This is a genomic window from Tindallia texcoconensis (genome assembly GCF_055383815.1).
In genome coordinates this window covers 2,444,900-2,470,459 of the sequence record NZ_AP042431.1, presented here as the reverse complement: position 1 = coordinate 2,470,459, position 25,560 = coordinate 2,444,900, and the positions used below count along the sequence as shown (strand labels likewise).

Annotated in this window: 20 protein-coding genes; 8 read left to right on the top strand and 12 right to left on the bottom strand. The window is 40.0% G+C overall.

What is annotated here, in order from left to right; translation table 11 throughout:
• Positions 1 to 41 precede the first annotated feature (41 nt).
• From ggt to ACZ47N_RS11100, 4 genes are all read right to left on the bottom strand, one after another.
• Positions 42 to 1,649, bottom strand: a complete 1,608-nt coding sequence (ggt, locus tag ACZ47N_RS11115) for a gamma-glutamyltransferase (RefSeq protein ID WP_464886630.1) — start codon at positions 1,647 to 1,649, stop codon at positions 42 to 44.
• Between the two features lie 84 nt (positions 1,650 to 1,733).
• Positions 1,734 to 3,437, bottom strand: a complete 1,704-nt coding sequence (locus ACZ47N_RS11110) for a glycosyl hydrolase family 18 protein (protein ID WP_464888438.1) — start codon at positions 3,435 to 3,437, stop codon at positions 1,734 to 1,736.
• Positions 3,438 to 3,583: 146 nt separating this feature from the next.
• A complete protein-coding gene (locus ACZ47N_RS11105; protein ID WP_464886629.1) occupies positions 3,584 to 4,585 on the bottom strand; it encodes a hypothetical protein in 1,002 nt (333 codons plus the stop codon).
• 111 nt (positions 4,586 to 4,696) lie between these two features.
• A complete protein-coding gene (locus ACZ47N_RS11100; RefSeq protein ID WP_464886628.1) occupies positions 4,697 to 5,929 on the bottom strand; it encodes a YcdB/YcdC domain-containing protein in 1,233 nt (410 codons plus the stop codon).
• A 162-nt stretch (positions 5,930 to 6,091) separates the two neighbouring features.
• On the opposite strand from ACZ47N_RS11100, the gene ACZ47N_RS11095 reads away from it, so the two are divergent.
• A complete protein-coding gene (locus ACZ47N_RS11095; protein WP_464886627.1) occupies positions 6,092 to 7,324 on the top strand; it encodes an AI-2E family transporter in 1,233 nt (410 codons plus the stop codon).
• Here the strand turns inward: ACZ47N_RS11095 and ACZ47N_RS11090 are convergent.
• The 3 genes from ACZ47N_RS11090 to ACZ47N_RS11080 are packed head-to-tail and all read right to left on the bottom strand — an operon-like array spanning position 7,321 to position 10,342.
• Entirely contained in the window at positions 7,321 to 8,439 is a 1,119-nt protein-coding gene (locus ACZ47N_RS11090) for an HD-GYP domain-containing protein (protein WP_464886626.1), read from the bottom strand. The two genes, ACZ47N_RS11095 and ACZ47N_RS11090, sit on opposite strands and share 4 nt — an antisense overlap.
• Before the next feature lie 38 nt (positions 8,440 to 8,477).
• A complete protein-coding gene (locus ACZ47N_RS11085) occupies positions 8,478 to 9,044 on the bottom strand; it encodes a nitroreductase family protein (protein ID WP_464886625.1) in 567 nt (188 codons plus the stop codon).
• 17 nt (positions 9,045 to 9,061) lie between these two features.
• Positions 9,062 to 10,342 carry a sensor domain-containing diguanylate cyclase gene (locus ACZ47N_RS11080; protein ID WP_464886624.1) on the bottom strand — a complete coding sequence of 427 codons (1,281 nt, stop codon included), beginning with the start codon at positions 10,340 to 10,342 and terminating at the stop codon, positions 9,062 to 9,064.
• A gap of 244 nt (positions 10,343 to 10,586) precedes the next feature.
• On the opposite strand from ACZ47N_RS11080, the gene ACZ47N_RS11075 reads away from it, so the two are divergent.
• The gene (locus ACZ47N_RS11075) at positions 10,587 to 11,741 is read left to right on the top strand and encodes a baeRF7 domain-containing protein (RefSeq protein ID WP_464886623.1); all 1,155 of its coding nucleotides are present in this window, start codon (positions 10,587 to 10,589) and stop codon (positions 11,739 to 11,741) included.
• A 76-nt stretch (positions 11,742 to 11,817) separates the two neighbouring features.
• Here the strand turns inward: ACZ47N_RS11075 and ACZ47N_RS11070 are convergent, their stop codons facing one another.
• From ACZ47N_RS11070 to ACZ47N_RS11060, 3 genes are all read right to left on the bottom strand, one after another.
• Positions 11,818 to 12,753: a cation diffusion facilitator family transporter gene (locus tag ACZ47N_RS11070; protein ID WP_464886622.1), complete on the bottom strand. Its 936-nt coding sequence runs from the start codon at positions 12,751 to 12,753 to the stop codon at positions 11,818 to 11,820.
• 33 nt (positions 12,754 to 12,786) lie between these two features.
• Positions 12,787 to 13,281 carry a TetR/AcrR family transcriptional regulator gene (locus tag ACZ47N_RS11065; protein WP_464886621.1) on the bottom strand — a complete coding sequence of 165 codons (495 nt, stop codon included), beginning with the start codon at positions 13,279 to 13,281 and terminating at the stop codon, positions 12,787 to 12,789.
• 179 nt (positions 13,282 to 13,460) lie between these two features.
• Complete coding sequence (locus ACZ47N_RS11060; RefSeq protein WP_464886620.1) at positions 13,461 to 14,213, bottom strand: NAD-dependent protein deacylase; 753 nt, start codon at positions 14,211 to 14,213, stop codon at positions 13,461 to 13,463.
• A 176-nt stretch (positions 14,214 to 14,389) separates the two neighbouring features.
• Between ACZ47N_RS11060 and ACZ47N_RS11055 the strand changes: the two genes are divergently transcribed.
• Positions 14,390 to 14,740 (top strand): phasin family protein, encoded by a 351-nt coding sequence (locus tag ACZ47N_RS11055; protein ID WP_464886619.1) that lies wholly within the window; start codon positions 14,390 to 14,392, stop codon positions 14,738 to 14,740.
• Between the two features lie 19 nt (positions 14,741 to 14,759).
• Positions 14,760 to 16,352 carry an ABC1 kinase family protein gene (locus ACZ47N_RS11050; protein WP_464886618.1) on the top strand — a complete coding sequence of 531 codons (1,593 nt, stop codon included), beginning with the start codon at positions 14,760 to 14,762 and terminating at the stop codon, positions 16,350 to 16,352.
• A gap of 2 nt (positions 16,353 to 16,354) precedes the next feature.
• Here ACZ47N_RS11050 and ACZ47N_RS11045 read toward each other — a convergent pair whose 3' ends face one another.
• A complete protein-coding gene (locus ACZ47N_RS11045; RefSeq protein WP_464886617.1) occupies positions 16,355 to 17,032 on the bottom strand; it encodes a cache domain-containing protein in 678 nt (225 codons plus the stop codon).
• Positions 17,033 to 17,258: 226 nt separating this feature from the next.
• On the opposite strand from ACZ47N_RS11045, the gene ACZ47N_RS11040 reads away from it, so the two are divergent.
• Positions 17,259 to 18,512, top strand: a complete 1,254-nt coding sequence (locus tag ACZ47N_RS11040) for an AfsR/SARP family transcriptional regulator (protein WP_464886616.1) — start codon at positions 17,259 to 17,261, stop codon at positions 18,510 to 18,512.
• Positions 18,513 to 18,555: 43 nt separating this feature from the next.
• On the opposite strand, the gene ACZ47N_RS11035 is transcribed toward ACZ47N_RS11040, so the two are convergent.
• The gene (locus ACZ47N_RS11035) at positions 18,556 to 19,215 is read right to left on the bottom strand and encodes a class D sortase (RefSeq protein WP_464886615.1); all 660 of its coding nucleotides are present in this window, start codon (positions 19,213 to 19,215) and stop codon (positions 18,556 to 18,558) included.
• A gap of 423 nt (positions 19,216 to 19,638) precedes the next feature.
• Between ACZ47N_RS11035 and nuoE the strand changes: the two genes are divergently transcribed.
• The 3 genes from nuoE to ACZ47N_RS11020 are packed head-to-tail and all read left to right on the top strand — an operon-like array spanning position 19,639 to position 25,541.
• Positions 19,639 to 20,178, top strand: a complete 540-nt coding sequence (gene nuoE, locus ACZ47N_RS11030; protein WP_464886614.1) for an NADH-quinone oxidoreductase subunit NuoE — start codon at positions 19,639 to 19,641, stop codon at positions 20,176 to 20,178.
• 2 nt (positions 20,179 to 20,180) lie between these two features.
• Positions 20,181 to 21,932: an NADH-ubiquinone oxidoreductase-F iron-sulfur binding region domain-containing protein gene (locus ACZ47N_RS11025; RefSeq protein ID WP_464886613.1), complete on the top strand. Its 1,752-nt coding sequence runs from the start codon at positions 20,181 to 20,183 to the stop codon at positions 21,930 to 21,932.
• Positions 21,933 to 21,953: 21 nt separating this feature from the next.
• Positions 21,954 to 25,541, top strand: coding sequence for a molybdopterin-dependent oxidoreductase (locus ACZ47N_RS11020; RefSeq protein WP_464886612.1), 3,588 nt, complete (start codon positions 21,954 to 21,956; stop codon positions 25,539 to 25,541).
• Positions 25,542 to 25,560: the final 19 nt, after the last annotated feature.

Below are 25,560 nucleotides of genomic sequence, written 5' to 3'. Positions count from 1 at the left end.
TTGCATTATTCTCCTCCAACGCTATTAGAATCTATTCAAAATCACCATACCGCTACACATCCATCTGTCCTAGGCTCTGTTGCACCGCATAAAACGCCAAATTCATCCCTCAAGATCATTTGACCTCTTCCGAAGCTTCCTCGCTCTCTTTGCAATACAATATCGTGACCTCTTTCTACCAGTTGCTGTATCATTGTTTCCGAAAAATTCTGTTCGACTTCAACCTTGTTTCCACCCATCCATTGCCAACGAGGAGCATCTAACGCCGCCTGGGGATTAAGATTAAAATCTATTACTTTCGTCAATAGCTGAAGGTGGCCTTGAGGTTGCATAAAACCTCCCATAACACCAAAAGGACCGATTGGCTTCTGGTCTTTTGTTAAAAATCCAGGAATAATAGTGTGGTAAGGCCGTTTTCCAGGAGTTAAACAATTAGGATGTCGGGGATTCAATGAAAAATTATGTCCACGATTATGTAGAGCAATGCCTGTTTCTGGCACCACTACCCCAGATCCAAATCCCATGTAATTGCTCTGTATCATAGATACCATATTCCCATCGCCATCTGCCGCCGCCATATATACGGTTCCACCTCGTGGTGGCACACCAGCTTCAGGCATTAGAGCCGTATCTCTAATTAAATCCCTTCTAGATTGGACATATTTTTCCGAAAGCAAGTTTTCTACAGATACCTCCATATGGTCTGGATCGGCGATGTATGCTTTTCCATCTGAAAAAGAAAGTTTCAAGGCCTCAATAATGCTGTGTACCGCTTTTTCATTTTCCACGGAAGACAACTCAATTCCTTGTAAAATTGCCAAGGCCTGCAAAGCAATCAGCCCCTGTCCATTTGGAGGTGTTTCCCAAACCTCATAACCTCGATACGAAACTGAAATGGGTTTTTCCCATCTTACTTTATATTTTTCCAAATCCTTCTTTGTCAACTTTCCTTGATGTTTCCATAAAAAGGATTCTATTTTTTCTGCCAGTTCTCCTTCATAAAAATCTCTGCCTTCTGACTTTGCAATGGCAGCAAGGGTTTTTCCATGGCTTTTGGAACTCCATATTTCTCCCGACCTAGGGGCTCTGCCTTCTGGAGCAAAAGTCTGAAACCAAGGTTCAAAAACATCTCCTTGATAGTTCCTCAGAGCATTTTGATACGCTCTCTTCCAAAAATACGCAGTGCTTGGAGCAACAGGAAATCCACTTCGAGCATATTGAATTGCGGGATTCAGTACGGTTTGCAAAGAAAGGTTTCCAAATCGCTGAGAAAGAGCTGCCCATGCAGCTGGTGCACCCGGAACTGTAATGGGCAACGCTCCCAGACTTGGCATCTCCTTTAACCCTTGTTTTTTAAAGTATTCCAAAGATAAGGCTTCCGGAGCAGGGCCACTTGCGTTCAAGCCATGAAGCTCACCTTCCATCCAAAGGATAGCAAATGCATCTCCACCAATCCCATTGGATGTTGGCTCCACCACAGTCAAACAGGCAGCTGTTGCAATAGCGGCATCAACGGCGTTGCCGCCTTTTTTCAACATATCCAGTCCTGCTTGGGCTGCCAAAGGCTGAGAGGTGGCCACCATCCCTCTATTACTATATAATAAGTTTCTTTTTGATGGATATTGATATTCCAAGGACGAGAAATTCATATAGATCCCCTTTCCCTCATCTCTTCTACTACATTACTATTTTATATTCTTTGGAAGACTATAAAACTACTTGTCTTTCTATCATTATAGTGCATTCTTCAGCACATCCCAAATCTTATTTTTCTCAAAGCCTTTCCTCCATCCAGCAAATCCTGCTAATTCATAATCCTCTATTAAAGAAGCTTTTAAAGCAATGGATCTCTCTTCTTCTACCCATATTCGATAGCGCTTTTCATCTTTTTCATATTCTACATAGTATTGACCCGTTTCCTCCTTCCACTTCCAATCCTCTCTTTGCACACCACTTTCTTTTAAAATACGTTCTGCATAATCCATCCCCAAGGCACGTGACGAAACAGATACACTACCATCAGATAGCTGAACTTCTTCCCACAACCGAGTATAAAAAGGTAATCCTATCAACACTTTTTCTGCTGGAACCTCTTCTAATGTTTGTTGAATTCCATGTTCCACCCATCCTATAGATGCAACCGATCCAGCAACGGGACTACTCCCCCAATGTTCATCGTAGGTCATCACACACACATAGTCCACTAATGGTGCCAAACTACTTCGGTCATACACCTGGGACCAGTTTAAACTTCCACCTGGTATGGTTACATCAATGGAAAGAATTAAACCCTGATCTCTGAGTTTATCCGATAATCGCTGGACAAAATCTGTAAATTCCTGCTGGTTTCGATAATGAATGTTTTCAAAATCCAGGTTAATCCCTTCCATCTCATACAAAGAAGCATACAATAATAACTGTCGAATAAAATGATCCTGTGCTTCTATGTTCATCAGAAAAGATTCTGTCATATCTGGATCAAAGGCATTAGACACCAATCCCCAAATCTGATATCCTCGTTCTTTCATATACGAAGCATATCGAAATTGTGCCTTTCCAATCAAGTCTCCCAAATCATTTTCCAACTCAAACCATGTAGGCGAAACTACTGATAGGGCTGGTATAGCTTCCTCTTTGCTACGATCTGGATGTTTGCTGCCAACATATTCCCACACCATACCAAAAGGCTTTTCCAAAGAGCTTGGTGTCACATGGTTCATCCTTAAGGAATCTGGCTTCACTTTGTTCTTGTGCAATGATTGAACAGCCTCTTTTGGCAAGAACCCCAAAATACCCTTTTCAGTTCTAATATAAAAGTATTCTTCTCTTTCTTCCACTACTCTTACGGTATCTCCCTCCCTAAGACTTGCTATGCGTTTCCCCCAAAAGCCTTTTTCCTTCTTGAGAAATGAGTCCTCTCTTATAAGGGCTGTTTGATAGGGGTTTTTCAATTGATCAATGGTTACCAAATCTGTTTCTACATGGTGAGTTGTTTTGTGGTTTAGCAGCATATCCAGCCCAGATACAGGAAAAAAGATTTCCTCTTCTTCCTCAAGTAAGCTGACTTCAAAAGGGATTGCGTCCTTTTTCATGAATTCATTCAGGCTTTGGTCTTCATATTCAATATAGTCTTCCCTAATCATCATACGAGCCCGAAGCGGATTCTTCTTTATTTCCAATTGGCCTGTTATCTGATCTTCTACCCATGACAGCGGTAAAAAAATAACTTCATCTTCAACAACAACGGGAATATTGTACTTTTTTTCGTTAAAAATCACACGATATGGTTTTTCTTCCTCCCTTTGCCAGGGCAAAGAGCCAAAAAAATACGGCCCAACATAATAAAAAAGCACTGTAGAGACAATAAAAACCATGATTAACATCCATGTAATCCATTTATTTCTTTTTTTCGCTTCGATTGTTTTGCGTTTTTCCATTCTTGACAAAAAACCAACTCCTATTTAGTTCCTTTTCTTCCTATTAAATCCAACGGATTTGAAATTATCCTCATTCAAAAAGCCAGTACAACTATATTATAACAGCTGTCTGACTTTTTAAAGGGAATCCTTCTATCTTAATTGTTTTATTGCAGCAATCCAGCAACTTTATACAACATATCTGCAACTTCAGCCATCGTAGCTGCTTCCTTTGGTCTGAAATATTTTTTATCTGAATCCACCAGTCCCAATCCTTTACTGATGGCAACCGCCCCCCAATTTTTTTCTGAAATCACTTCTGAATCTTCGTACTGCACAATGAAAATATCCGCAGCTTTGGAAAGTTCTCCGTATTGCAAGAGATTAATCATCATCTGTGCCATCTCTTCTCTTGGTAGTGTTTCCTGCCACTGAAAGGCTTCTAATTTGTTTTCCATAATCCCATATCGAATCGCCCATTGAATGTATCGAAAGTCTTCGTCTTGCTCCATAACATCCACAAATCCTACATCACCACTAGATTCCATCACATGGCCTGTAAAAGATCTGCTTCCATGGATTTTCACCATCATTTTTATGGCTTCTATTCGAGTTATCTTTTCCTCTGGGTTAAATGTCTCCATATCAATCACACCTTGCTGCGCCAATAGCCTTGCAGTTCTTTCTACCCAATGACCACTGATCGCTGCTTCAAAAGCTTGAATATCACTTCGAGGAATCTTTCTGCCGCTATGATCCAACAACTCACCATTTTGTGCATCTATATAATTCATAGAATAAGATGGATCCACAGGTCTCCATCGATACACCAGTCGATTGCTATATTCTGAATCCATATCATCTGTGCCAATGTGCATTCGACTATACACCAGTTCCATTTCATGCTGTTTTAGGAGTTTTTTCAAGGCCTGATCCGCAGACAAAATACTTTCCTGTGATGGCAAGGTTAATGCTGGTGTCCAGCGAACTGTATAGCTTTGTATTTCACCAGTATACCGATTTATACTTACCATAATACGATTCTCATCGTATACAGCCCCTTGGATTTTTCTAGGAAACTGATAGGTGTATTCTGGGGAAAACCAGTCTGTACTTTGTGTGTGCTGAGGATACTCCATTAATTTTTGTTCCGTCTTGATTTCCTTCATTAAAAAAGGATGATGCTTTTCAATCTTTCCAATGGCTTTTTCATATGCTTCTTCCCAATTAAGAACAGGTTTATCAGTCTTCTCTGACGGATCACTAGGGTTCCAATAATGCTAGGCAATTAATGATCCTGTTTCTGCATCCAACATAACGGTTCCCCTAAACTCCTCTTCATGGGTCTCCATAACAAAATTCATATTCCAAACTTTACGACCTGCACTTTCCCATAATCCATCTCCTTGGGAGTATTGTGAATTTTTGATTTGAATCGATTCTCCTATTATCTCCTCCACAATTTTCCCGGCTTTTTCTTCTGCTTCAAATTGTTTAAGGGGACTGTGTAAAGCTGTTGGCTTTTTTGCTTTATCTACTATTTCACTTTTTCGTTTATCCGAGATATCTACTTGGAGGATGGTTGTTTCCTCTTTCCCAGCCCAATCTACTGGTTTACCTGAGTGAGCATCTATCATTCCTACCATCCCTTGATCTAACCGATAGGCAATGCGAAAGTTCTTGGGAATCGATTCATACCGAAACTCATCTCTCATAGGCAAGTAAAACAATTCAACAGCTGTATACTGATCAAAGATACTCTCAGCTTCTTCACGGCTTATTACAGCATCTGGTGAAGGTAATTCTGCATCCTTATCCCACCGATAATTAAAACTTCTTAATGCACCACTGGCTCCATCAATGGTTATATTCATGAAATTCGCATCATAAAGAATCCCTTCCTTTTCTTCAAAATATTGAAAATGGTAGACAGAGGAATCACCATACCCGTAATATCCATCAATTGGAATATTTCTACTTTTCTCCAGCTTTCCAGGAGCCAATCTTCTAAGGAGTTCCTCTGCTCGTTCCTGAGCTTCATCTTTTGTCAGAGACAAAGGGTTCCTCCCTCCGTCTGGGTAACGACTTGAATCAAGATGCAGATCTAGAACACTTCCCGTGGAGGCTTCCAATGTCACGAAGGCTGAAACATGTTGACTAGGATCACTGTAGTGAAAGTGAAGGGACCATACATAGCTTGTGGGACTTTGCCAATCTCTTCGATATTCAGTTCCAATCTGATACTCTTTTTTGTCAATGTCCACGCCTGCATAGTTCCTAAGCACTTCTGCAGCGATTTCCAGGGCTTCTTCTCGACTCATTTCTGGTACAGCATTCTCTTCCACATCAACCAATCTACTCTCAATGACTTCAACCTTTGAGACTGATGTCCTCCCTAAATCCGGAATAATCTGCATTCCATCCATTTCTGTTTCTGCAACTGCAGATATACTGGTTGCAAGAAACAAACACGACGTAACCATACCAATGCGCCAAAACCAATTATCCTTCATCCCATTACCTCCATTCTACTTTGTTTTATCTGATGCACCCTATCTAATCATCTATCTATACGTTTTTACATCAAGGAAGTTGCAAGAAGGTAAAGCTTTTTCAGCTTAAATACGTTATACTGTTTATGAACCCAATCAACATCACCGAAGGAGGAACATCCTATGGAAATAGAAACATTACTGGAATTATTTGATGCTGGCTTATTGGCATCTTTTCTTTCAAAATCATTGCTTGTATCTATATTATTTTTAGTCTTTACTGTCATCTATTATATTATCCATATTGGAAATCGACATCTTGAAGAAAAAAAACAACTACTCTTTACATTAGATCATCTAAAAGCCGTCATTCTTGGATTATTTGGATTTTCATTGCTTTTTTGGCTCTATTTTCGCCGTGAAGCCATCCTTCCCATGCTGACGCCCTTTGTAATATCTGGCATCATTGCTTATGCTTTTTCCCCAGTGATCCGTAAGATCATGAAAATAACCAGACTCCCTCGAGTCTGGTCTGTTCTGATATTATTTCTTTCTGGTGTTTTTTTGATGGTGTTTCTTTTTTATGCCTTGTTACCGAATGTTGCCGACGAGCTTCGAAAACTTGGTGATCAATTGCCCGAGTTTACAATGGTTCTCTATAATGGATTTGAAGACTGGTATCGCCACACTCTCGCCAGCATAGATTATTTGCCAGATCATCCTCAGGAAGTAATGGAGTTCTTTAATCTTGACGTTGCCACTATCACAAACTTTCTTTTCAACTCTCTTGGAAGCGTCGCCTCTCATTTAGGTGCATTTTTATCCAGTTTAGTCTACCTAGTAACCATCCCAGTACTCACCTTTTATTTTATGAAAGACGAAGAAACAATTGGTCACTTTGTTAAGAGTTCTGTTCCCAAAGTAGCTCAACAATGGATATTTTCCATGTCTCGTCAAGTAGACCAGGTTTTAAGCGGATTTATTCGAGGTCAATTATTGGTTGCTTTATTCGTGGGTGTCACCAGCGGAATTGCCTTGGTTTTATTAGGCGTTGAATTCGCCATTCTTATCGGTATTCTTGCCGGCATTACAAACATCATCCCCTATTTAGGACCGATCATAGGCGGTGTCCCCGCCGCTATTATTGCCTTTCTTGATTCTCCTACCAAAGCCTTTTGGGTCATCATCGCTTTTGTCGTGATCCAGCAAACCGAAAGCAGTGTGGTATCGCCACGAATTGTGGGACAACGTGTAGGATTGCATCCTACCATGATTATCTTAGCTTTGCTGATTGGAGGCTCTTTGTGGGGATTTGTTGGTTTATTAATAGCCGTTCCACTGGCCGCCATTGTAAAGGTTTTTGTTTCTGCCGCTCTTCGGTGGTTAAAAATAACGTTGCCAAAATTACTTTCTTAAACAAACTCAACGATTTGAAGATGCTTTTGATCTGGCTGATTAAGATCTATTACAGCCTCTGTATCTATCAATCGAATCATAGGCCTATATATGTGGTTCTTGGGGATGAAAATAATTTCTCCTGTTTTTCCATCTTCCAGTTTCACCTGTTGGCCTATAAAAAGAGTGGCTATCCGATTTAGGAAAAGATAAAGGATTTCTGGATCCAATTTTTCGTTATATTCTGTCTCAAGCACTTGAATAGTCTGAAATGGAGTCAGCTTTTCTCTGTATGGCCGCTTGGAGGTCATCGCATTGTAGACATCGGCAACGGCAATTATTCTAGCAAACAGAGGTATTGCTTTTCCTTTTAGTCCTTGAGGATAGCCGCTTCCATCCATTCTTTCATGATGATATAAAATGCCGTCTAGGGCGGCTTTTGAAAGGAAGGTAAATCCTTTCACTGCCTCATAGCTATGAACCACATGTCGTTTTACTTCTTCATACTCTTCTGCTGTCAGTTGCTCTTTTTTATTGATAACAGTCTCTGAAACTTTTATTTTTCCAATATCAATCAGCAGTGCTGACATCGTCAGTTCTTTAATTTCATCTTCTGGCATCTTGAGCCAGCGCCCCATCAAGTGACTCGTAAGGGCAACATTGTGTGAGTGCATATACGTCGCATCATCTGTTCCTCGCACTTTCTGCATTAACTGGATCACATTAATGTTTGCATCAAAAGCCGTCAAAGCTTCTTCCATCCGTTCTTCTACCGCTTCCTGACTGGCATTTTTATTCAACAGTATTTTTTCAAATTCACTTTTTAACCGATCACATTTTTTATCAAAGGACTCCGCAAATTGTCGAAGCTGACGTTCTTGGGTCGTCTCCTCAGATGTTTGATTTTTTATCCTTAGATCCTCTGGCAGTTCAAACTTTTTAGGCAGCCTTACTTTAATCATTACGGCATCATGCTGCACAAGCATGTCTCTAACTCGTTCTGCATCTTCTATGATTTGGCCTTTGGGGATTAAAATACTGCCTTGCAAACTATACACTTCTTCATCTATCATCATCCCATCCAACAGTTCACTAACCATGATGGTTTTGGATTGCGGATAAATCACATCTCCCATGACGTTTCCCCCTGTTTTAAAATTCCTTACAATCTAAATCAAATAATGATTTCATCCAATGAACGCTTTGGTACGTAGTGATTCCCCTCTTCATCACGATAATACGTCATGCTTCCTTCTTGACCCACTGGTACCATTTCTACATTTTCAACTGGTTTTCCTAAAGCAATCACCATAATAATCTCATATTGTTCAGATAAATTCATTTCTTTAGCCAAATTTTTTCGATCTACGGACCCAAACATACAACCACCGTACCCTTTTTCTACAGCTGCCAGCAAAATGCTTTGAGCCGCTAAACCATGATCCCACCAGTAATTCTTACTGATTTCTGTATCGCCCAGCATCACAATATAAGCTGCAGGTTTTTCTCCTTCTTTTGGTCCATCCCACTCTTTTAATGCTCCTGCCCATTTCAGATGTTTAAAGATCATTTCATTGGTCTCTTCCTCGCAGGATAAAAAGTATTTAAGTGGTTGATTATTCTGCCCTGAACTTGTCATTCTAGCTAAATCTACCCATTCTCTTAGTTGCTGGATTTCAATGTCCGCTGTCTGGTCAAATCGACGATAGGTTCTGTTTTTCATCACTAATTCTCTTATCATTCATACAACCTCCTTGATTAATTTGTTTTTTTTCTTTGGGAAATCCTGGTGGCCTTTACTCTTCTTCCATCTTTAGGTTTTTCCTTACGTACCTTGCTGACTTTTGTCCGATACATCTCCTCTTCCGCTTGTTGTATCAAACTGTTTAAAGACTCTTCTGGCTTCTCTTTCACTGCCATTCCCATAGAGATGCTTGGCCTCACTACTTCAAAATTATCTTCTTGGCAATTCTTTTTAATTCTGCATAACACTTGCTGTGCCTGTTCTTTATCTGTATGAGGCAAAATAATTGCAAACTCATCTCCACCCCATCTAGCCACTACATCTTTTTTTCGACAACTTTTTTGAAGGATTTTCCCAATACGAATCAACAACTCATCCCCAACAAAGTGACCAAATCCGTCGTTAGCTACTTTTAAGTGATCCACATCTCCTATCATAATAGTCATAGGAAGGTTAAATGGTTTATCCAGCCTCATATACTCTTCTTCGAAGTAAGCACGGTTATATAAGCCTGTCAATTTATCATGATAACTAAGGTGTCTTAAGACGGCTTCACTTTCTTTTTGCCGAGTTATATCTGTATATATTCCAAAACCACCTCTTGGATTTCCATCAATTTTAACTAAAATCCCTTTGATCTTAAGGTGCTTTTTTTCACCTTGTTGGCTATATCGAATTCCCTCTGTTGATACTTCTGACCCCTTCATAACTTCCTCTGTGATTTGTTCAGCTTCTTTTTTGGTATTCCCTTTACTCACCACATCATCAACATTCATGCCTTTTATTTCTGCTATCTTATATCCAAATATTTCCTCAAAAGAATTATTTATATCCACAATTCTATGTTCTTTATCAAAGAGTACAATTCCATCCGAAGAATTTCTAAACAAAGTTTCCAAGTATTTTTTTTGTTCGTCGCTCTGAGCTTTAACTCTTTTGTGTTCCGTAATATCTCGGGCACAACTAAGGACTTGCATGACTTTTCCATCTTCAATGATTGGAGTAAGTCTTGTCTCCACATTGCGGATATCTACGACAATATTAATAGCGCCTGTATAGTCCACAACATCACGCTTGCGAACACATGATTCATAATATGAAGCAAGGAGTTTCCCATGGGCCTGTCCATACACTTCTTCTGGCGTCTTTCCAATCACTTCTTTTTCTGATAGGCCAGTTACTTTGGAATACTCCCAGTTGATAGAATGATATCGAAAACGACCGTCTTCACAAACATCTATTAGGGCTGCAATGTCATGTGTAGCATGCAAAATCAAGGATTTTTCCTTCATCATTCTCTCCCTCTTCGACAGACTGGTCCAATGGATTTCGTTAGTAACTTTCAATTCGTTATAGGTATGACTATTCACATTATACAATAAAACCATCTTTTAAAGAAGTAAATTTCTATAAAAGAACAGATGCCATCAAAACAAGATTATCTAAGGTTTATTTATACCTTCACAAGGGTAATGGTACAAAAACATGAGTAATTAGTTTAATCAAACTAACGCAACCTATCTGTAAAGGAGGATACCGATGAAACAATTCACTAAAGAAGAATTAAGAGAATTGATGAATATTGGAGAGGAGCCCTGTATCTCTTTTTTCCTACCAACAGATCCGGTGGGTACAGAGGCTCAACAAAATCGGATCAGGTTAAAAAATCTCCTTCGTCAAGCAGAAGAACAATTGAAAGAAAGCGGTTATCGAAACGCAGAAATTCAAAAAGTACTTAGCCCTATTGATACACTGCTTAAGGATAGTATTTTCTGGAGCCATCAACAGGATGGATTGGCTGTTTTTGTCAACCCTAGTGAATTTCGTTACTATCGCTTACCATTGAGCTTTGATATGGTCACAGAAGTTGGTAAACAGTTCCATCTTAAACCTTTAATGCCTTTACTCACTCAAGATCAACAATTTTATTTATTAACGTTGAGTCAAAATCAAATCCGTCTTTTTCAAGGATCCCCACAAAGTATTTATCCAATGAATTTAGATGGTATCCCTGAAAGCCTAAGCGAAGCTCTTCGCTATGACGATTTAGAAAAACAATTGCAGTTTAATACCCGCTCCCCTCAAGGCGGCGACGGGAAACGCGCTGCATCTTTTCATGGCCAAGGAATCGGCATGGAAAATACAAAGAAAGACCTATTGCAGTTTTTTCACAAAGTGGACAAGGGAATTCAAGAAAAAATCACTCAACCGGAAGCTCCCTTGGTGCTAGCTGGCGTTGATTATCTTTTTCCAATCTACCGCGAAGCCAACACCTATCCTAAGCTAGTAGAAAACGGCATCACCGGTAACCCAGAAGATTTAACCCTGAAAAAGCTGCATCAAAGCGCATTATCCGTTGTTCATCCGCTTTTTAAACAAGCAGAAGAAAAAGCTCTCCATCAATTTGCAGAGTTAGAAGGAACCGGCCGCGCTTCCCGTCGAATCAAAGATATTGTACTGGCTTCCTTTCACGGAAGGATTGAATCCCTATTTGTGGCAAAAGGGCCGCATTGTTGGGGGATTGTTAATAAAGACGCTACGGATGTTGCCTTCGAAGAAGCCCCTTCTCCAGAAAACAATGACTTGATGAATTTGGCAGCTCAGCAAACATATTTGAACAGCGGCAATGTGTATGTTTTGACGCCAGAAGAAATGCCTGGTGACAGCACCTTAGCAGCAATCTTCCGCTATTAGACATCTTTCTCTATTTTAAAACGCCTCCCTCGTAAAAGGGAGGCGTTTTTCATCCATTTAATTCTCTATCTTTATTCTACACAGCCCACTTTTTATCTTCCGTAAAGCTAACTGTTAACCAAGGGTCATAGGGAATATCACGAATCTCTTTAAAAAGATCTTCCCGTACCCGATCTGTATCTTTGATTGTATATACACGAGCTTCATTATCTGTTATAAAATCAATTTCAATAAAAAGTGCTGATCCCACTTTGCTAACACGACAATACGAGTCCTGAATTTGATATTTTTCGCGAATTTCCGATACTACTTTTTCCATGCGTTGTTGCATTTTTTCTTCTGGTGCCATTCTCATCAGTTCTCTCATGCCACTAATCATTGACTGAAGTGGTGCTTTAATTAAGAATGTGGACATCACCAGTACCATCAGTGGATCTACATAGGGAATCAACCAAGATAAGGTTGAGTTGGATAAAAATTTTGCTACGATAAAGCCCACCGTACTACCTAATGAGATCAATCCATCATTTTTCCACTCAAGGGCCTCCAGCTTCAGTAAATCCGACTCATAATTCTTCCCCTTTTTACGCAAAATATAAAATACCACCAAACAGAAAAATGCAGAAAAACCAGCATATATCAGCGTATAATTCAGCTTGATTATCCTTCCTCCATTTAGCAAATCTTGAAAAGCAAAGACAACAGCTGTCACAACTAATCCTAGTACAACCAAGGATTTTAAAAATATAATCGCTGCTTCTGCAACATTTTTGCCGAAGGGAAATTTTTTGGTCTCACTCTGTTTGACTCTTTCGACGAAATGAACAACCCATAAAGATAGCAAAGACATTCCGATCAAAATACCAGAGTAAAGGCCATCCAAAATAATCATTCGTGAGTTGGCCATCATTCCCCAGAAAATTCCCGTAACCGCAAAAATGAATGTGCCCGCAATAGAAAATTTCAACACTTTTTTAATAAAGTCCGTATTATTCGGTTCATCGCTTTCCATATCTAACGTTCCTTTCAATTTCTTTTTTTCTTCTCAACATTTCAACCCACTTATGGCAAAGTTCATTAATTCTTTCTGATACTCCTTGACTCCATCTTCTTTGCCTTCAAACAAATATGCTTGTTCTGCTATCCCCTCCATCATCTCTACTAGTATTTTAGCAATAATCGTAGGCTTCATATCCCTCCTAATTTTTTTCTTTTTTTGTGCTTCTCCTATCCACAACTCCAACCATTTATAATATGGTTCATAAATTCTTTCCCACTCCTGAAAAAAACCAGCCGTTGCTAATCCTGAATAACATAGGCCTAGCACATCTCTATATAGATATGTGATCTCAAAAGTTATTCGAATAATCTCTTCTAGCTCTTCTGCAAAAGTCTTCTTACCAGAAATTCGTCCTTCCATTTCTTCCAACATATGCAACAGCATTGTTTCTGCAATGTCAGGAATAAGTGCATTCTTTGAAGGGTAATAAAGGTAAAATGTTCCTTGGGCTACCCCAGCTTCTTTTACAACATCCGACACCTTTGTCTTTTCTAAGCCTTTTTCTGATAGTACTTTAATGGCTGCTTTTCTAATTTGTTCTTTTTTATTTTTGTTTTCAATTTTTATTTTTGTATTAATAGTAACACCCTTTCAGTGACTGACCCTCAGTCATAATTGTATCACAAAAGATCCTTTTTCTCAAGAGGGTCCCTTCAGAATCACTCTATTACTTCACCATCCAACTTCTCCATGGTTTCACCAATAGAGTGATGAATAACCCATCTTGCCCGATGATCCAAAGGAGTCGGATCATGATTAATAATTAGCAACTTATTTCCTCTATAGTAATTGATCAAACCCGCAGCCGGGTGCACAATTAAAGAGCTCCCACCTACAATTAAAAAGTCTGCCTTGGAAATCGCTTGAACTGAAGCTTCTAACACTTCTGATTTCAAAGTTTCTCCATACAAAACCACATCAGGCCTAATCATCCCTTCACATATTTTACATCTAGGAATATCTTTTCTCTCTGCTAATAATGTTTCTAAGGTTTCTTCCCCTCCACATTTTATGCAATAGTGTTTTCGGAGAGACCCATGTAATTCTAACACGTTTTGGTTCCCTGCCATTTGATGCAGCCCATCTATGTTTTGCGTGATCACCGCTTGAAGTTTTCCTGATTTCTCCCATTTAGCCAACACCTGATGAGTTTTATTAGGCCTAGCTTCTGGGTGCACTAAATGTTTGAAATAATATGCAAAAAAAAGCTCTGGCTTCGAATTTATCATTGTACTACTTAACAGCTCTTCTGGTGGGTATTCCAAAGTATTACTTCTCTGATAAAGACCTCTTTCAGCCGATCGAAAGTCCGGAATATTACTCTCCGTCGAAGTGCCAGCACCTCCAAAAAAAACAATATTATCTGATTTCTGGAGCATTTCTCGAATTTCTTTTATCCTACTATCATTCATCTATATCCCCTCCAAGGTCAGAATATCATATTTAAAATGATAAAGAAAATCACCCCTGGTCATCTTTGGTTATGAAAATGACCAGCTTTGTTTGTTCAAATGAACATCGGGTATTGATTATATAGAAGATCTAGGAACCAAATAACTCATTTATCAATACTCTAGGAGGTAATTTTATGAAATCTGTAGAAGGTACTTTGAAAAACATCCTTTTAGCTGGAATCGGTACGGTATCCTATTCTTACGAAAAAGGACGAGATTTAGTGGATGAAATGGTTAAAAAAGGTGAACTGACAATCCAAGAAGGCGAAGCACTAGACTGGGAATTAAAACGTTATTTTAAAAAAGAAGGCCCAAAAGAGGCTGCTACCAGTTGGTTTGAAGATACAATCAACCGAATTTTAGAAGAAATGCACGTAGCTTCTAAGGAAGAGATGAATGAATTAAAGGATCAAGTTGTATCCTTAGAGACACGAATATCTATCCTTGAAAAACAACTAGAAACAGTTCAAAAGACAGACGACTAACAAAGGAGTGCACCTATTTATGAAAGGTTCTGGAGAAGCCAGTCGAATCAAAGAAATACTATCTGTTTTAATCAAACATGGAATTCAAGAGGGGCTTAAAGGAATCCAAGATCCAGTTCAATGGCGTATCGCTTTGGAAGAATTAGGGCCTACCTTTATCAAAATCGGGCAAATTCTATCTAGTAGACCGGATCTTCTTTCGGAACCGTTTTTATTTGAGTTCCAAAAACTGAGGAACCATGTTAAGCCAGAAAAATCCGAAAAGTCCAAGGCTTTAATCCAGGAGGAATTAGGAGAGTCTGCTGAAACTCTATTTGCTGTCTTTGAACCAGAGCCTTTTGCAAGTGCTTCCCTAGCGGTGGTCCATAAGGCTACGCTTACCAGTGGCGAATCTGTAGTCGTAAAGATCCAACGAGAAGGTGTTCGCGAAACCATGCTAAGTGACATTCAACTTCTTGGACGTTTAACGCGGCTGTTACGACCCTTACTTCGTAGTCAAGTCGTCAACCCACAGGAAGTTGTTGATGAACTTCGTATTGCAGCTGAAAAGGAGCTAGACTTTTTAGCAGAAGCCCATAACATTCGAACATTTCGCAATAAAAATAAAGAGGTTTCCTATGTAAATGCTCCAAAAGTATATGAGGAATACACTACTTCTCGAGTATTAACCATGGAGTACATTGATGGAATTCCTATTACTTCTAAAACCATACTCCTCAAACATCAATATAACTTGCATAAACTAGCCACCCAACTAGCAGATCATTATTGCAAACAGATACTTTCAGACGGTTTTTTTCATGGTGACCCGCATCCCGGAAACTTAATGATCCGCAAAAAACAAATCCTTTACCTTGACTTTGGTCAGGTGGGAAGACTCTCTGTTGTTATGCAAAAAAAACTAAACTACTTGTTGTTAGGCATCGCAAGTAGAAATACGGAGCAAATGACCCAAGCTGTTTTATCCATTGGCGTACGTCGGGGGGAAGTAAGTAGTCTAGCTCTTCATTCCGATCTTGAACGACTTTTTAATCAATACATTGACCAATCGCTTTCCGATATCGAGCTTACTTCTTTACTAAATGAGCTTTTTAGTGTTGCCCAAAAAAACAAATTATCGATGCCCTCCGAATTCACTATGATGTTAAAAGGCCTGATGACCTTAGAAGGCGTGCTTGCAGAAATAGCGCCTGAAATACAATTAATGGACATCGCCGTTCCCTATGCCAAAGCTCACTTGATGGCATCCCATAGTTGGAAAGAAGAACTGCAAGATCAATTGCAAAGTTGGGCCACTGTTTCCCGTCATATCCCTCGCCTTCCAATAAAGCTAACCGAAGTAATGAATCAGGCATTAGCTGGCAAGTTAACGGTTCAGATGGAGCATCGAAATCTGGAGAAAAGCATCTCTGCCTTGCAAGATATGGTCAACAGGCTTGTTTTAGCCATTTTGATCGCAGCGTTATTGGTAGGTTCCTCCATTGTTATCAATGCAGAAGCAGGTCCTAGCATGAAAGGTATTTCTCTTCTTGGGTTTGTGGGGTACGGAAGTTCTGCTGTTATGGGTATTTTACTCATGTTTGCCATTCTTAGATCCTATCGAGGTAAGTAGTTCTAACCATTTTTATTCTTTTTTTGCCTATTGCCCACTAAGCGATAAGCCACCCATGCTACTAGAAAAAACTGAATCGCTGTAATGATAAAAATAAAATTGATATTTCGTTGTGCCGCAACAGATTCTTCTATATCATTTGTATACAGTCCCGTGCCAACAATCCAATCCCACGGCTCAAAGTCAGTTACATAGGATATTTTGGGTTCTTTCCGATCTAATTCCCCATAATATTGCCATTGATACTCAACAAAACCTTCGCCATGGTATTCAACCATGTGTACAAAAGTAGTAAACAACTGGTTTTTTTCTTCTTCTCCTGCCGCCGCCAGATTCATGCCTTCTAAATCTGGTCTAAAGGGATGAACCACTAATATTGGCTCATGGGTATTGATCCAAAAATAATCTTTATGATGAGGTCCAAAGCGTAGACTTCTAATTAGTTGTTTTGCTTGTTCCTGAGCTTCACCCCTTTTCATCATCCCTTCTTCTTCCATGGAATAGAAATGAGCAAGGATTGAAACCCCTATTCGTGTATGATCCTGTATCTGATTTTCTTTTTCTTGCATCATATTACTTTGTAGCTTTGGAATAGAATAATACGTATTAAAAATAATGAATAATAGGATTGTTATTACCACTAAAGGAAGCCCTTTATATTGTTTCCATTTTTCACTCATTCAGATTCCTCCTTATCGTTTATGTCCCCGTTATTATACCTTATTCATTTTAATCTTTAAACCATTTTTGAATATTCAATCTTTTTATTTTTCATGAATGCATCTCCAATTGTATTCGTCACTATAGATCGTCTAGCCTTTATGCCTATCTGAATTTTCTATGATTGATTTTCGCCAAAAAAGGGTAACGATACATTAAACCATGTATAATAGGAAGAAACTCCGTATGAAAGAAGGATGCTCTATGTCTAAGTCCTGTAGTCAAATTATCGTTACTACTTTAGGTAGCTTTAATGTCCTTAAAAATAATACGTCTCTTACTTCTTTGCATCCAGGATCCAAAAAGATATGGGAGCTTTTCAAGTTTATGTTAACCCATCAAAGCCGCTCCTTTACACCAGAAGCACTGTTGGAATCTCTTTGGCCTTCAGAAAGTTACGCCGATCCCCGCGGCACTTTAAGGCGTCAAATGCACCGATTGCGTCAAATCCTAGGAGAGTCCGACTCCACTGATGAAAACAACAACCTCATCCTATACTCAAATGGTTATTACCGCTGGAATCATCATGCTAAAACTGTCATTGATGTTGAAATTTTTGAAAAAGAAGTGCAACGAGCTGATTCTTTGAAGCATTCCAACCCAAAAGAAGCTTTGAACCATTATCAGAAAGCTATCGAACTGTACCAGGGTGAATATCTTCCTGACTGTACTGAACATCAATGGGTTTTTTCGGTTCGCAATTCATATCGCCGTATCTTTCACAAAGCTGTTCTTTTGTTAGGAGAATTAGCTGATCGTAAAATAGATGCCCCTATACTCCTCTCTACCTACGAAAAATCAATACAATTAGATTATTATGAAGAAGACTTTCACCTCTTGTATATGGATACACTGATGCAACTCGGAGAAAAAAAAACTGCTTTGCAACATTACGAACAAGTAACCGGTTTTTTCTATCATGAAATGGGCGTTGCACCTTCTAGTCCACTAAAATCTATGTATAAAAAAATTTTGGCCGCTGAAAAACTCCATCATTCTATCGATACACTTCATTCCGAGCTAGAGTCTGATGAAACAGCTGAATTTGCTTTTTACTGCGAGCCCATTACGTTTCGATCTATCTATGACTTAGAGAAACGAAGAAGTGATCGAAATGGTTATCAAACAATCATCAGTCTTGTGACCGTAGGTGACCTTGACTCGCCCCACCTATCAACCAAGGAGTGTGACCTAAAACCCTTCATAAAACACCTGACACATTCACTTCGAAAAGGCGATGTATTGACTCAATGGAATGAAAAGCAGATTTTGGTTTTGCTTCCTGGCTTAAGGGAAGAAATGATGAACAAAGTTATGTCTCGGGTATTGCAAGACTATGAAAAACACCACGGAGACAGACAGATAAACGCTTCTATTCGACTGGAAGTCCGTCAAATACTCCCACCACAAAGCCCTATTGTTTCTGCCAGTCACTCTTAGATAAACTATCCTCAATCTCATAACAGATGTTCAGCAAGTATGGCTAAACATCTGTTATGACTCCATGAACAATCAGTCGATGAGTAGCTTCATAAATAGGATCACACGTGATAAGTGTCACCACACGATCTCTTCGATTACGATTGAGAACAGAAAGATCCTCTGGCTCTACAATTTTTATATCATATACCGTATAAACAAAAGTATCTTTATCAGTTGTTACAATAATTTCATCTCCTATCTCCATTTCGTTTAATCGGTTAAAAAACCTGCCATAGCTATGACTTCTATGGGCTGCAATGGCTGCATTTCCAATTTCTCCTATGGGTGTAGTTCCTTCCATTAAAGCTGCAGCTATTTTTAAATTTTCTTGATTCGCCCCCAAAACGACAGGCATCTCAGCATTAATTCTCGGAATCTTAAGAGCTCCTAATAACTCTCCTGACTCACCCTCTTGTGTTTTAAGCTGAATTTCTTCCTCCTCTTTTTCATCATTCTCCTCATAGAGGCTAAATATATTCTGTAAATTCTCATAGTCTTTCAGCACCTCTCCTTCAGCCTCAATAGATGGTGCTAGGCTAGATTTGTCTGCTATCTGTCTCATTAAACGTGCTTGTCCAAATCCACTGTACAGATCACTCGCTAATGGATAAAGTCCCACTAAAACCCCTGCAACAATAAATAGAATCCATAGCTTTTTCATGTTTTAACACCTCGATTCTTTATTATCCTTGATCTTTTTATACACTTACTCATTTCTGATTCTTTCCGAAGGATAGTACTTTCTTAATACCCGATTGCCCTGTGGTTCATTCTCTATTTATTCTCTCACCCTAATATTCTTTTCAATCCAATCGCTTGAATTTACTTTTCAGAATTTGATCTATTTCAATTCACCCGTTATTAAATCATGCTTTATCAATAGATTCTTTCCTTCTTTTGAAGGATTTCGTTTATTTTTTATCAATTTATTATTTTTTTTATCGCTGAGGGTAAATTGTTTCAACAGGTATAGGGCACTATGATTTTCCTTGGTTTTTTATTGTTCCGTAACAGAATGACGGCATCCCTTACTTATGTTATAATTCAGTTAGTTGTGAAAAAATCATAGAAGGAGTGATATTGGATGCAATGTTGTGGAGGAAATGGCCCTCAAGCTCCGGATCAAACTGTTTCCGGTGCGGATATGTCTTTGCTTCGCCCGGTCTTAGATCAGTATAAGCATAAACCGGGTAGTCTTATTACCATTTTACAAAAAGCTCAGGACATTTATGGGTATCTGCCAATGGATGTGCTGGATCACGTCTCTAAGGAAACAGGTATTAAAGCCCCAAATGTTTATGGTGTTGCCACATTTTATACCCAATTCAGACTGGAACCTATCGGTAAATATTTGATCATGCTATGTATGGGAACAGCCTGTCATGTAAATGGTGCTGGACCAGTTTATGATGCCATATGTGATGAACTAAAAATCATAGACGGCGAAACAACAGAGGATGGCTTGTTTACGTTAAACAATGTTGCCTGTCTTGGATGTTGTAGTCTTTCTCCTGTCATGATGATAAACGGAGAAACCCATGCAAAATTAACTCCAGACAGCACTCGAAAAATCCTGCGTGAATTGCGCAAATATGACAAAGAACAAGCAGGTAAGGAGGCGTAGATATGCGAATTGTTGTTGGACAAGGGAGTTGCGGTATTGCTGCAGGTGCCAGTAAAGTCAGCGAAGCTTTCGAAAGAGAGATCGAATCCCGAAAGGCACCGGTCACACTTGAGTTAACTGGATGTTGTGGAACCTGCTATTTGGAACCTGTAGTAGAGGTATATGACCACCAGAACGAAAAGAAAACCTATGTCATGGTTACTCCCGAAATGGCTGGAGAAATCATTGATATAGAACTCCATGGCAAAGCGCCTATTGAAAGCGCACGTATTAGTCAAGAAGATCTCGATGCTCAGAAAAAGCAAAAGAAAATCGCCTTACAAAATGCTGGAAATATTAACCCAGAAGATATCCATGAATACATTGAAAAAGAAGGATATACAGCAATCGAACGCTGTCTCAAAGAAATGACTCCTGCTGAAGTAATCGAAGAAATTAAAATTTCTGGATTACGTGGCCGAGGTGGAGCAGGATTCCCTACTTGGTTTAAATGGAATGCAGCTTATCAGCAACATTCCACACCAAAGTACATGGTTTGTAATGCAGATGAAGGAGATCCTGGGGCTTTTATGGATCGGAGTATTCTAGAAGGCGATCCTCACGGTGTTATAGAAGGAATGATGATTGGCGGCTATGCCATGGGAGCTAATGAAGGTGTTTTCTATGTTCGTGCCGAGTATCCACTGGCCATTAAACGATTGGAAATCGCCATTGAGCAGGCTCGTGAAAGAGGGCTTTTAGGTAAAAATATTATGGGATCGGGCTTTGATTTTGATCTTTGGATCAAAGCTGGTGCCGGTGCCTTTGTCTGTGGGGAAGAAACTGCTTTAATCGCCTCTTTGGAAGGCGAGCGTGGCATGCCTCGTTTAAAGCCGCCATTCCCAGCTCAAAAAGGATTTTGGCAGCAACCAACAAATATCAATAATGTTGAAACATTGGCAAACGTTCCCTGGATTTTCCGTAATGGCGGTGCTGCTTTTGCAGCTATGGGAACCGAAAAAAGCAAAGGAACCAAAGTGTTTGCACTAGCCGGCAAAACTAAAAAAGGTGGTTTAGTAGAAATTCCTATGGGGTTAACCCTTCGAGAAGTGATCTTCGAAATCGGTGGCGGAATATTAGATGATAAGGAATTTAAAGCGGTGCAAATGGGCGGCCCTTCCGGCGGATGTATTCCAGCTCACCTATTGGATACGCCTGTGGATTATGAGTCCATCACCAAAACTGGTGCCATTATGGGTTCTGGCGGAATGGTAGTGATGGACGAAACCACCTGTATGGTTGGTATGGCCAAGTTTTTCCTCGACTTTACCCGTAAGGAATCTTGCGGAAAGTGCATCCATTGTCGAATGGGCACCAAACGCATGTTGGAAATTCTAACCCGTATTACAGAAGGTCAAGGAAAAGAAGGCGATATTGAATTGCTTGAGGAATTATGCGAACGGGTTAAAGAAGGGTCTCTATGTGCATTAGGAGGCACTGCACCAAATCCTGTACTGACAACCCTTCAATATTTTAAAGATGAATACGAAGCTCATATTTATGATAAAAAATGTCCTTCTCACCAATGTACTCAACTGCTAACGTATACCGTATCAGAAACCACCTGTGTTGGTTGTGGCCTTTGTAAAAAGAACTGCCCAACGAATGCGATCTCCGGTGAAAATAAGGAAATTCATGTGATTCATGAAGATTTATGTATCAAGTGCGGAAAATGTAAAACCGTCTGTCCTTTCAAGGCAATTGACGTAGAATAAGGAATAGGGGTGAATAAAAGCATGTCTGTGATTACATTAAACATAAACGGAAAAGAAGTCACAGGGCAGAGCGGACAAACCATTCTTCAGGTGGCTCGTGAAAGCGGTATTGAAATTCCGACCCTCTGCTATGATGATCGAATGAAGATTTATGGATCCTGCGGCCTGTGTATTGTGGAAGTAGAAGGCATTCCCAAACTATTAAGAGCCTGTGCCACAGAAATCGGTTCTGATATGATCATTAAAACCAATACTGAAAAGCTGAAAGCAAATCGAAAAATCGCACTGGAACTGCTTCTATCAGATCATACCGGCGACTGTCGTCCTCCCTGTGTCTTGGAATGTCCCGGAAAGACAGATTGTCAGGGCTATGTAGGATTAATTGCTAACGGAGAGTATCAAGAAGCCCTAAAACTCATAAAAGAACAGTTGCCACTACCTGCCTCCATTGGTCGTGTCTGTCCCCACCCTTGCGAAGATGCATGTCGAAGAGAGTTAAAGGACGAACCCGTAGCCATTGCATGGCATAAGCGTTTTGTTGCAGATCTAGACTTAGGGAACCCAGAAGTCTTTATGCCAGAAATTAAGCCTGCCAGCGGCAAAAAAATCGCTATTGTGGGCGGAGGTCCTGGAGGGTTAACCACTGCTTACTACCTACTTCAGGAAGGTCATGATGTTACGATTTACGACATGATGCCAGAAATGGGTGGCATGTTAAAGTATGGAATCCCACAGTATCGGCTACCAAAAGATATTCTAAATAAAGAAATTGATATTATACAAAAAATGGGTGCCCATATGATCAATAATGTTCGTATTGGGAAAGATCTAACCCTGGATTATCTTCGAAACAATAACGATGCAATTTATCTTTCTATCGGCTGTTGGGAAAGCTCTCCCATGAAATGTCATGGGGAAGAACTTGATGGAGTAATGGGTGGAATTGATTTTCTGAGGGATGTTGTTGAAAACAAACCTGTAAAAATCGGTAAAAGAGTAGCCGTCATCGGTGGCGGAAATACAGCTATGGATGCTTGTCGTACGGCTGTGCGACTTGGGGCTGATAAAGTGTATAATCTATACAGAAGAACGAGAGAAGAAATGCCAGCAGAAGAAATTGAAATTATAGAAGCTGAAGAAGAAGGCGTACTCTTTAAGTTTTTGGTAAGTCCCTTAGAGGTATTGGGAGAAGATGGAAAAGCCAACAAAATACGACTACAAAAAATGGAATTAGGCGAACCAGATGCCAGTGGCAGACGCCGCCCAGTACCAATTGAAGGCGATGAAGAGATCCTTGAACTGGACTCCATCATCGTTGCCATTGGACAGAATGTTAATATAGAAGGATTTGAAGCATTAGAACGAACTAAATGGGATACCATCATTTCCGACGAAAAAACCTTCTCTACCAGTATTCCTGGAGTTTTTGCTGGCGGAGATGCCATAAACGACAATTTAAAAATTGCTATTCAAGCCATTGGAGATGCTAAAATAGCGTCTCAGGTAATTCATGAATATGTAAATGGTGTACATGTTCGTTATGAAGAGCCTTACCTGGTAACACGAGATCCAAACGATATTAAAGCGGAGGAATTTGACCATCGGGAAACCGCAAACCGCCCTCATATGGCACACTTGTCACCGGAATTCCGTAGACAAAATTTCGAAGAGGTTGGTCTTGGTTTTACTCCAGAACAAGCTGTGGAAGATGCTAAACGCTGTCTGGAATGCGGCTGTCATGATTATTTTGAATGCAAACTGCTGGATTACTCAAATGACTACGATGTAAAGCCAGAACGACTAGCGGGAGAAATTCACCAACGAAATGTTGAGAACAGTCATCCTTTTATTGACCGCAATCCAGACAAGTGTATTCTATGCGGACTTTGCGTTCGAGTATGCAGCGAAGTTATGGACGTAACAGCGCTTGGTCTGGTGGACAGAGGTTTTGATACCATTGTCAAACCTGCCATGGATAAACCTTTGAAAGATACAGATTGTATTTCCTGTGGACAATGTGTCGATGTTTGCCCAACGGGAGCTTTGCAGGAACGATTGTTAATTGAAAAATCTGTACCTGTTGAAACAGAGCAATTTGATACTTTGTGTGGCTATTGTAGCGTAGGATGTGAAACCACTCTGGAAGTACGTGGTAATATGCTGGTTCGTTCACTTCCTAAGCTGGATAGTCCTGCTTCAGGCGGTCTCCTGTGTGTCAAAGGTCGTTTTGGTTTCGACATGGCACAAAAGAACCATCGAATTACCAAGCCTATGATCCGAAAAGACGGTAAATTAGTAGAAACAACCTGGGAAGAAGCCTTATTGCTGACTGCCAAAAAAGCTCAGGGTCTTGGTTTCCAAAATGGATCCGATGCAGTTGCCCTTACAGTATCTGACCATTGGACCAACGAAGAAATATTTGCTGCCAAACGCTTTGCCCACGAAGTGCTTCATACACCATGGTTCGGATCTCTTAACAGAAGATCTGAAGGTTTGCAGAGTGTTCTAGGGGTTGATGCTTCTCCTAATACTTTGGAAGAAGTTTTGCGAACTCAAGTGATTTTATTGGTAGGATCACAAATTATGCGTGACCATGCCATGGCAGGTATCAAAGTTAATAAAGCTGTGCAGGAAAATGGAGCCCAGCTGATTACCATCAATCCATGCAAAACAAAAGCAGATGAATGGGCAACCATGCAGGTTAAACCGGAAAATCAGCTTTCTTTCCTAAAAGAAATTGCTGCTTCTCTTATCGAGTTGGGATGTCAGCCTAAACAAGCAGAGGGCTTTGAAGCCCTAAAGCAAAACCTTGCCCATATCCAGCCCGGTGAAGAGGCAAAGAAAATTGCAGCAATGTATAAAGACGCAAAGTCAGCCATGATATTATTTGACAGTAAAGTGGTAACCCCAGAAGCCGAAATCATGCTGGCTAATATAGCAGTACTTTCCGGACAGATTGGTGCACCACGTCGGGGCATCTTGAAATTGCAGCCACAGAATAACAGCCAGGCACTGCCACTAATTGGTGCCAACAAAGATGCTAAAACCACTTTAAAGGCTATCAGAGAGAACCAGCTGAAAGGAATGCTGGTGCTGGGCGAAGACTTGCCTGCTGACGAACTGAAGACATTAGAGTTCCTGATGGTAATGGATACTCATATGACGGAAACTGCTCTAATGGCAGACGTTGTCCTTCCAGCAGCAACCTATGCTGAAAGCGAAGGTACTTATACCAGCTTCGAAAGACGCATTCAGCCATTGGTGAAAGCACTTGAACCTGCCCAGTCCATGGAAAACTGGGAAGTACTTGCTAAAATGGCAGCCATCCTTCGGAAGCCTTTTGGGTATGAAACAACAGAAGACGTAACAACCGATATGGCTATTAATGTCACCGGATACCAAGGTCTTCAGCATATGAATGGTCAGTCTGTTTTCTGGCCGCTTGGACAATCTCCAGTTTTATATACAGATGGGTTTGGTTTTGAATCAAAAAAGGCACACTTGCAGACGGTGGCAGATGCACCTATGTTCCAAGAGCCTGTCTATACACATTACATCACCAATCTCTTTATGAAAAAGCTTGAAGAAGAAGGTTTGGATCGCTGCTAGATTGATAAAACCCACAATT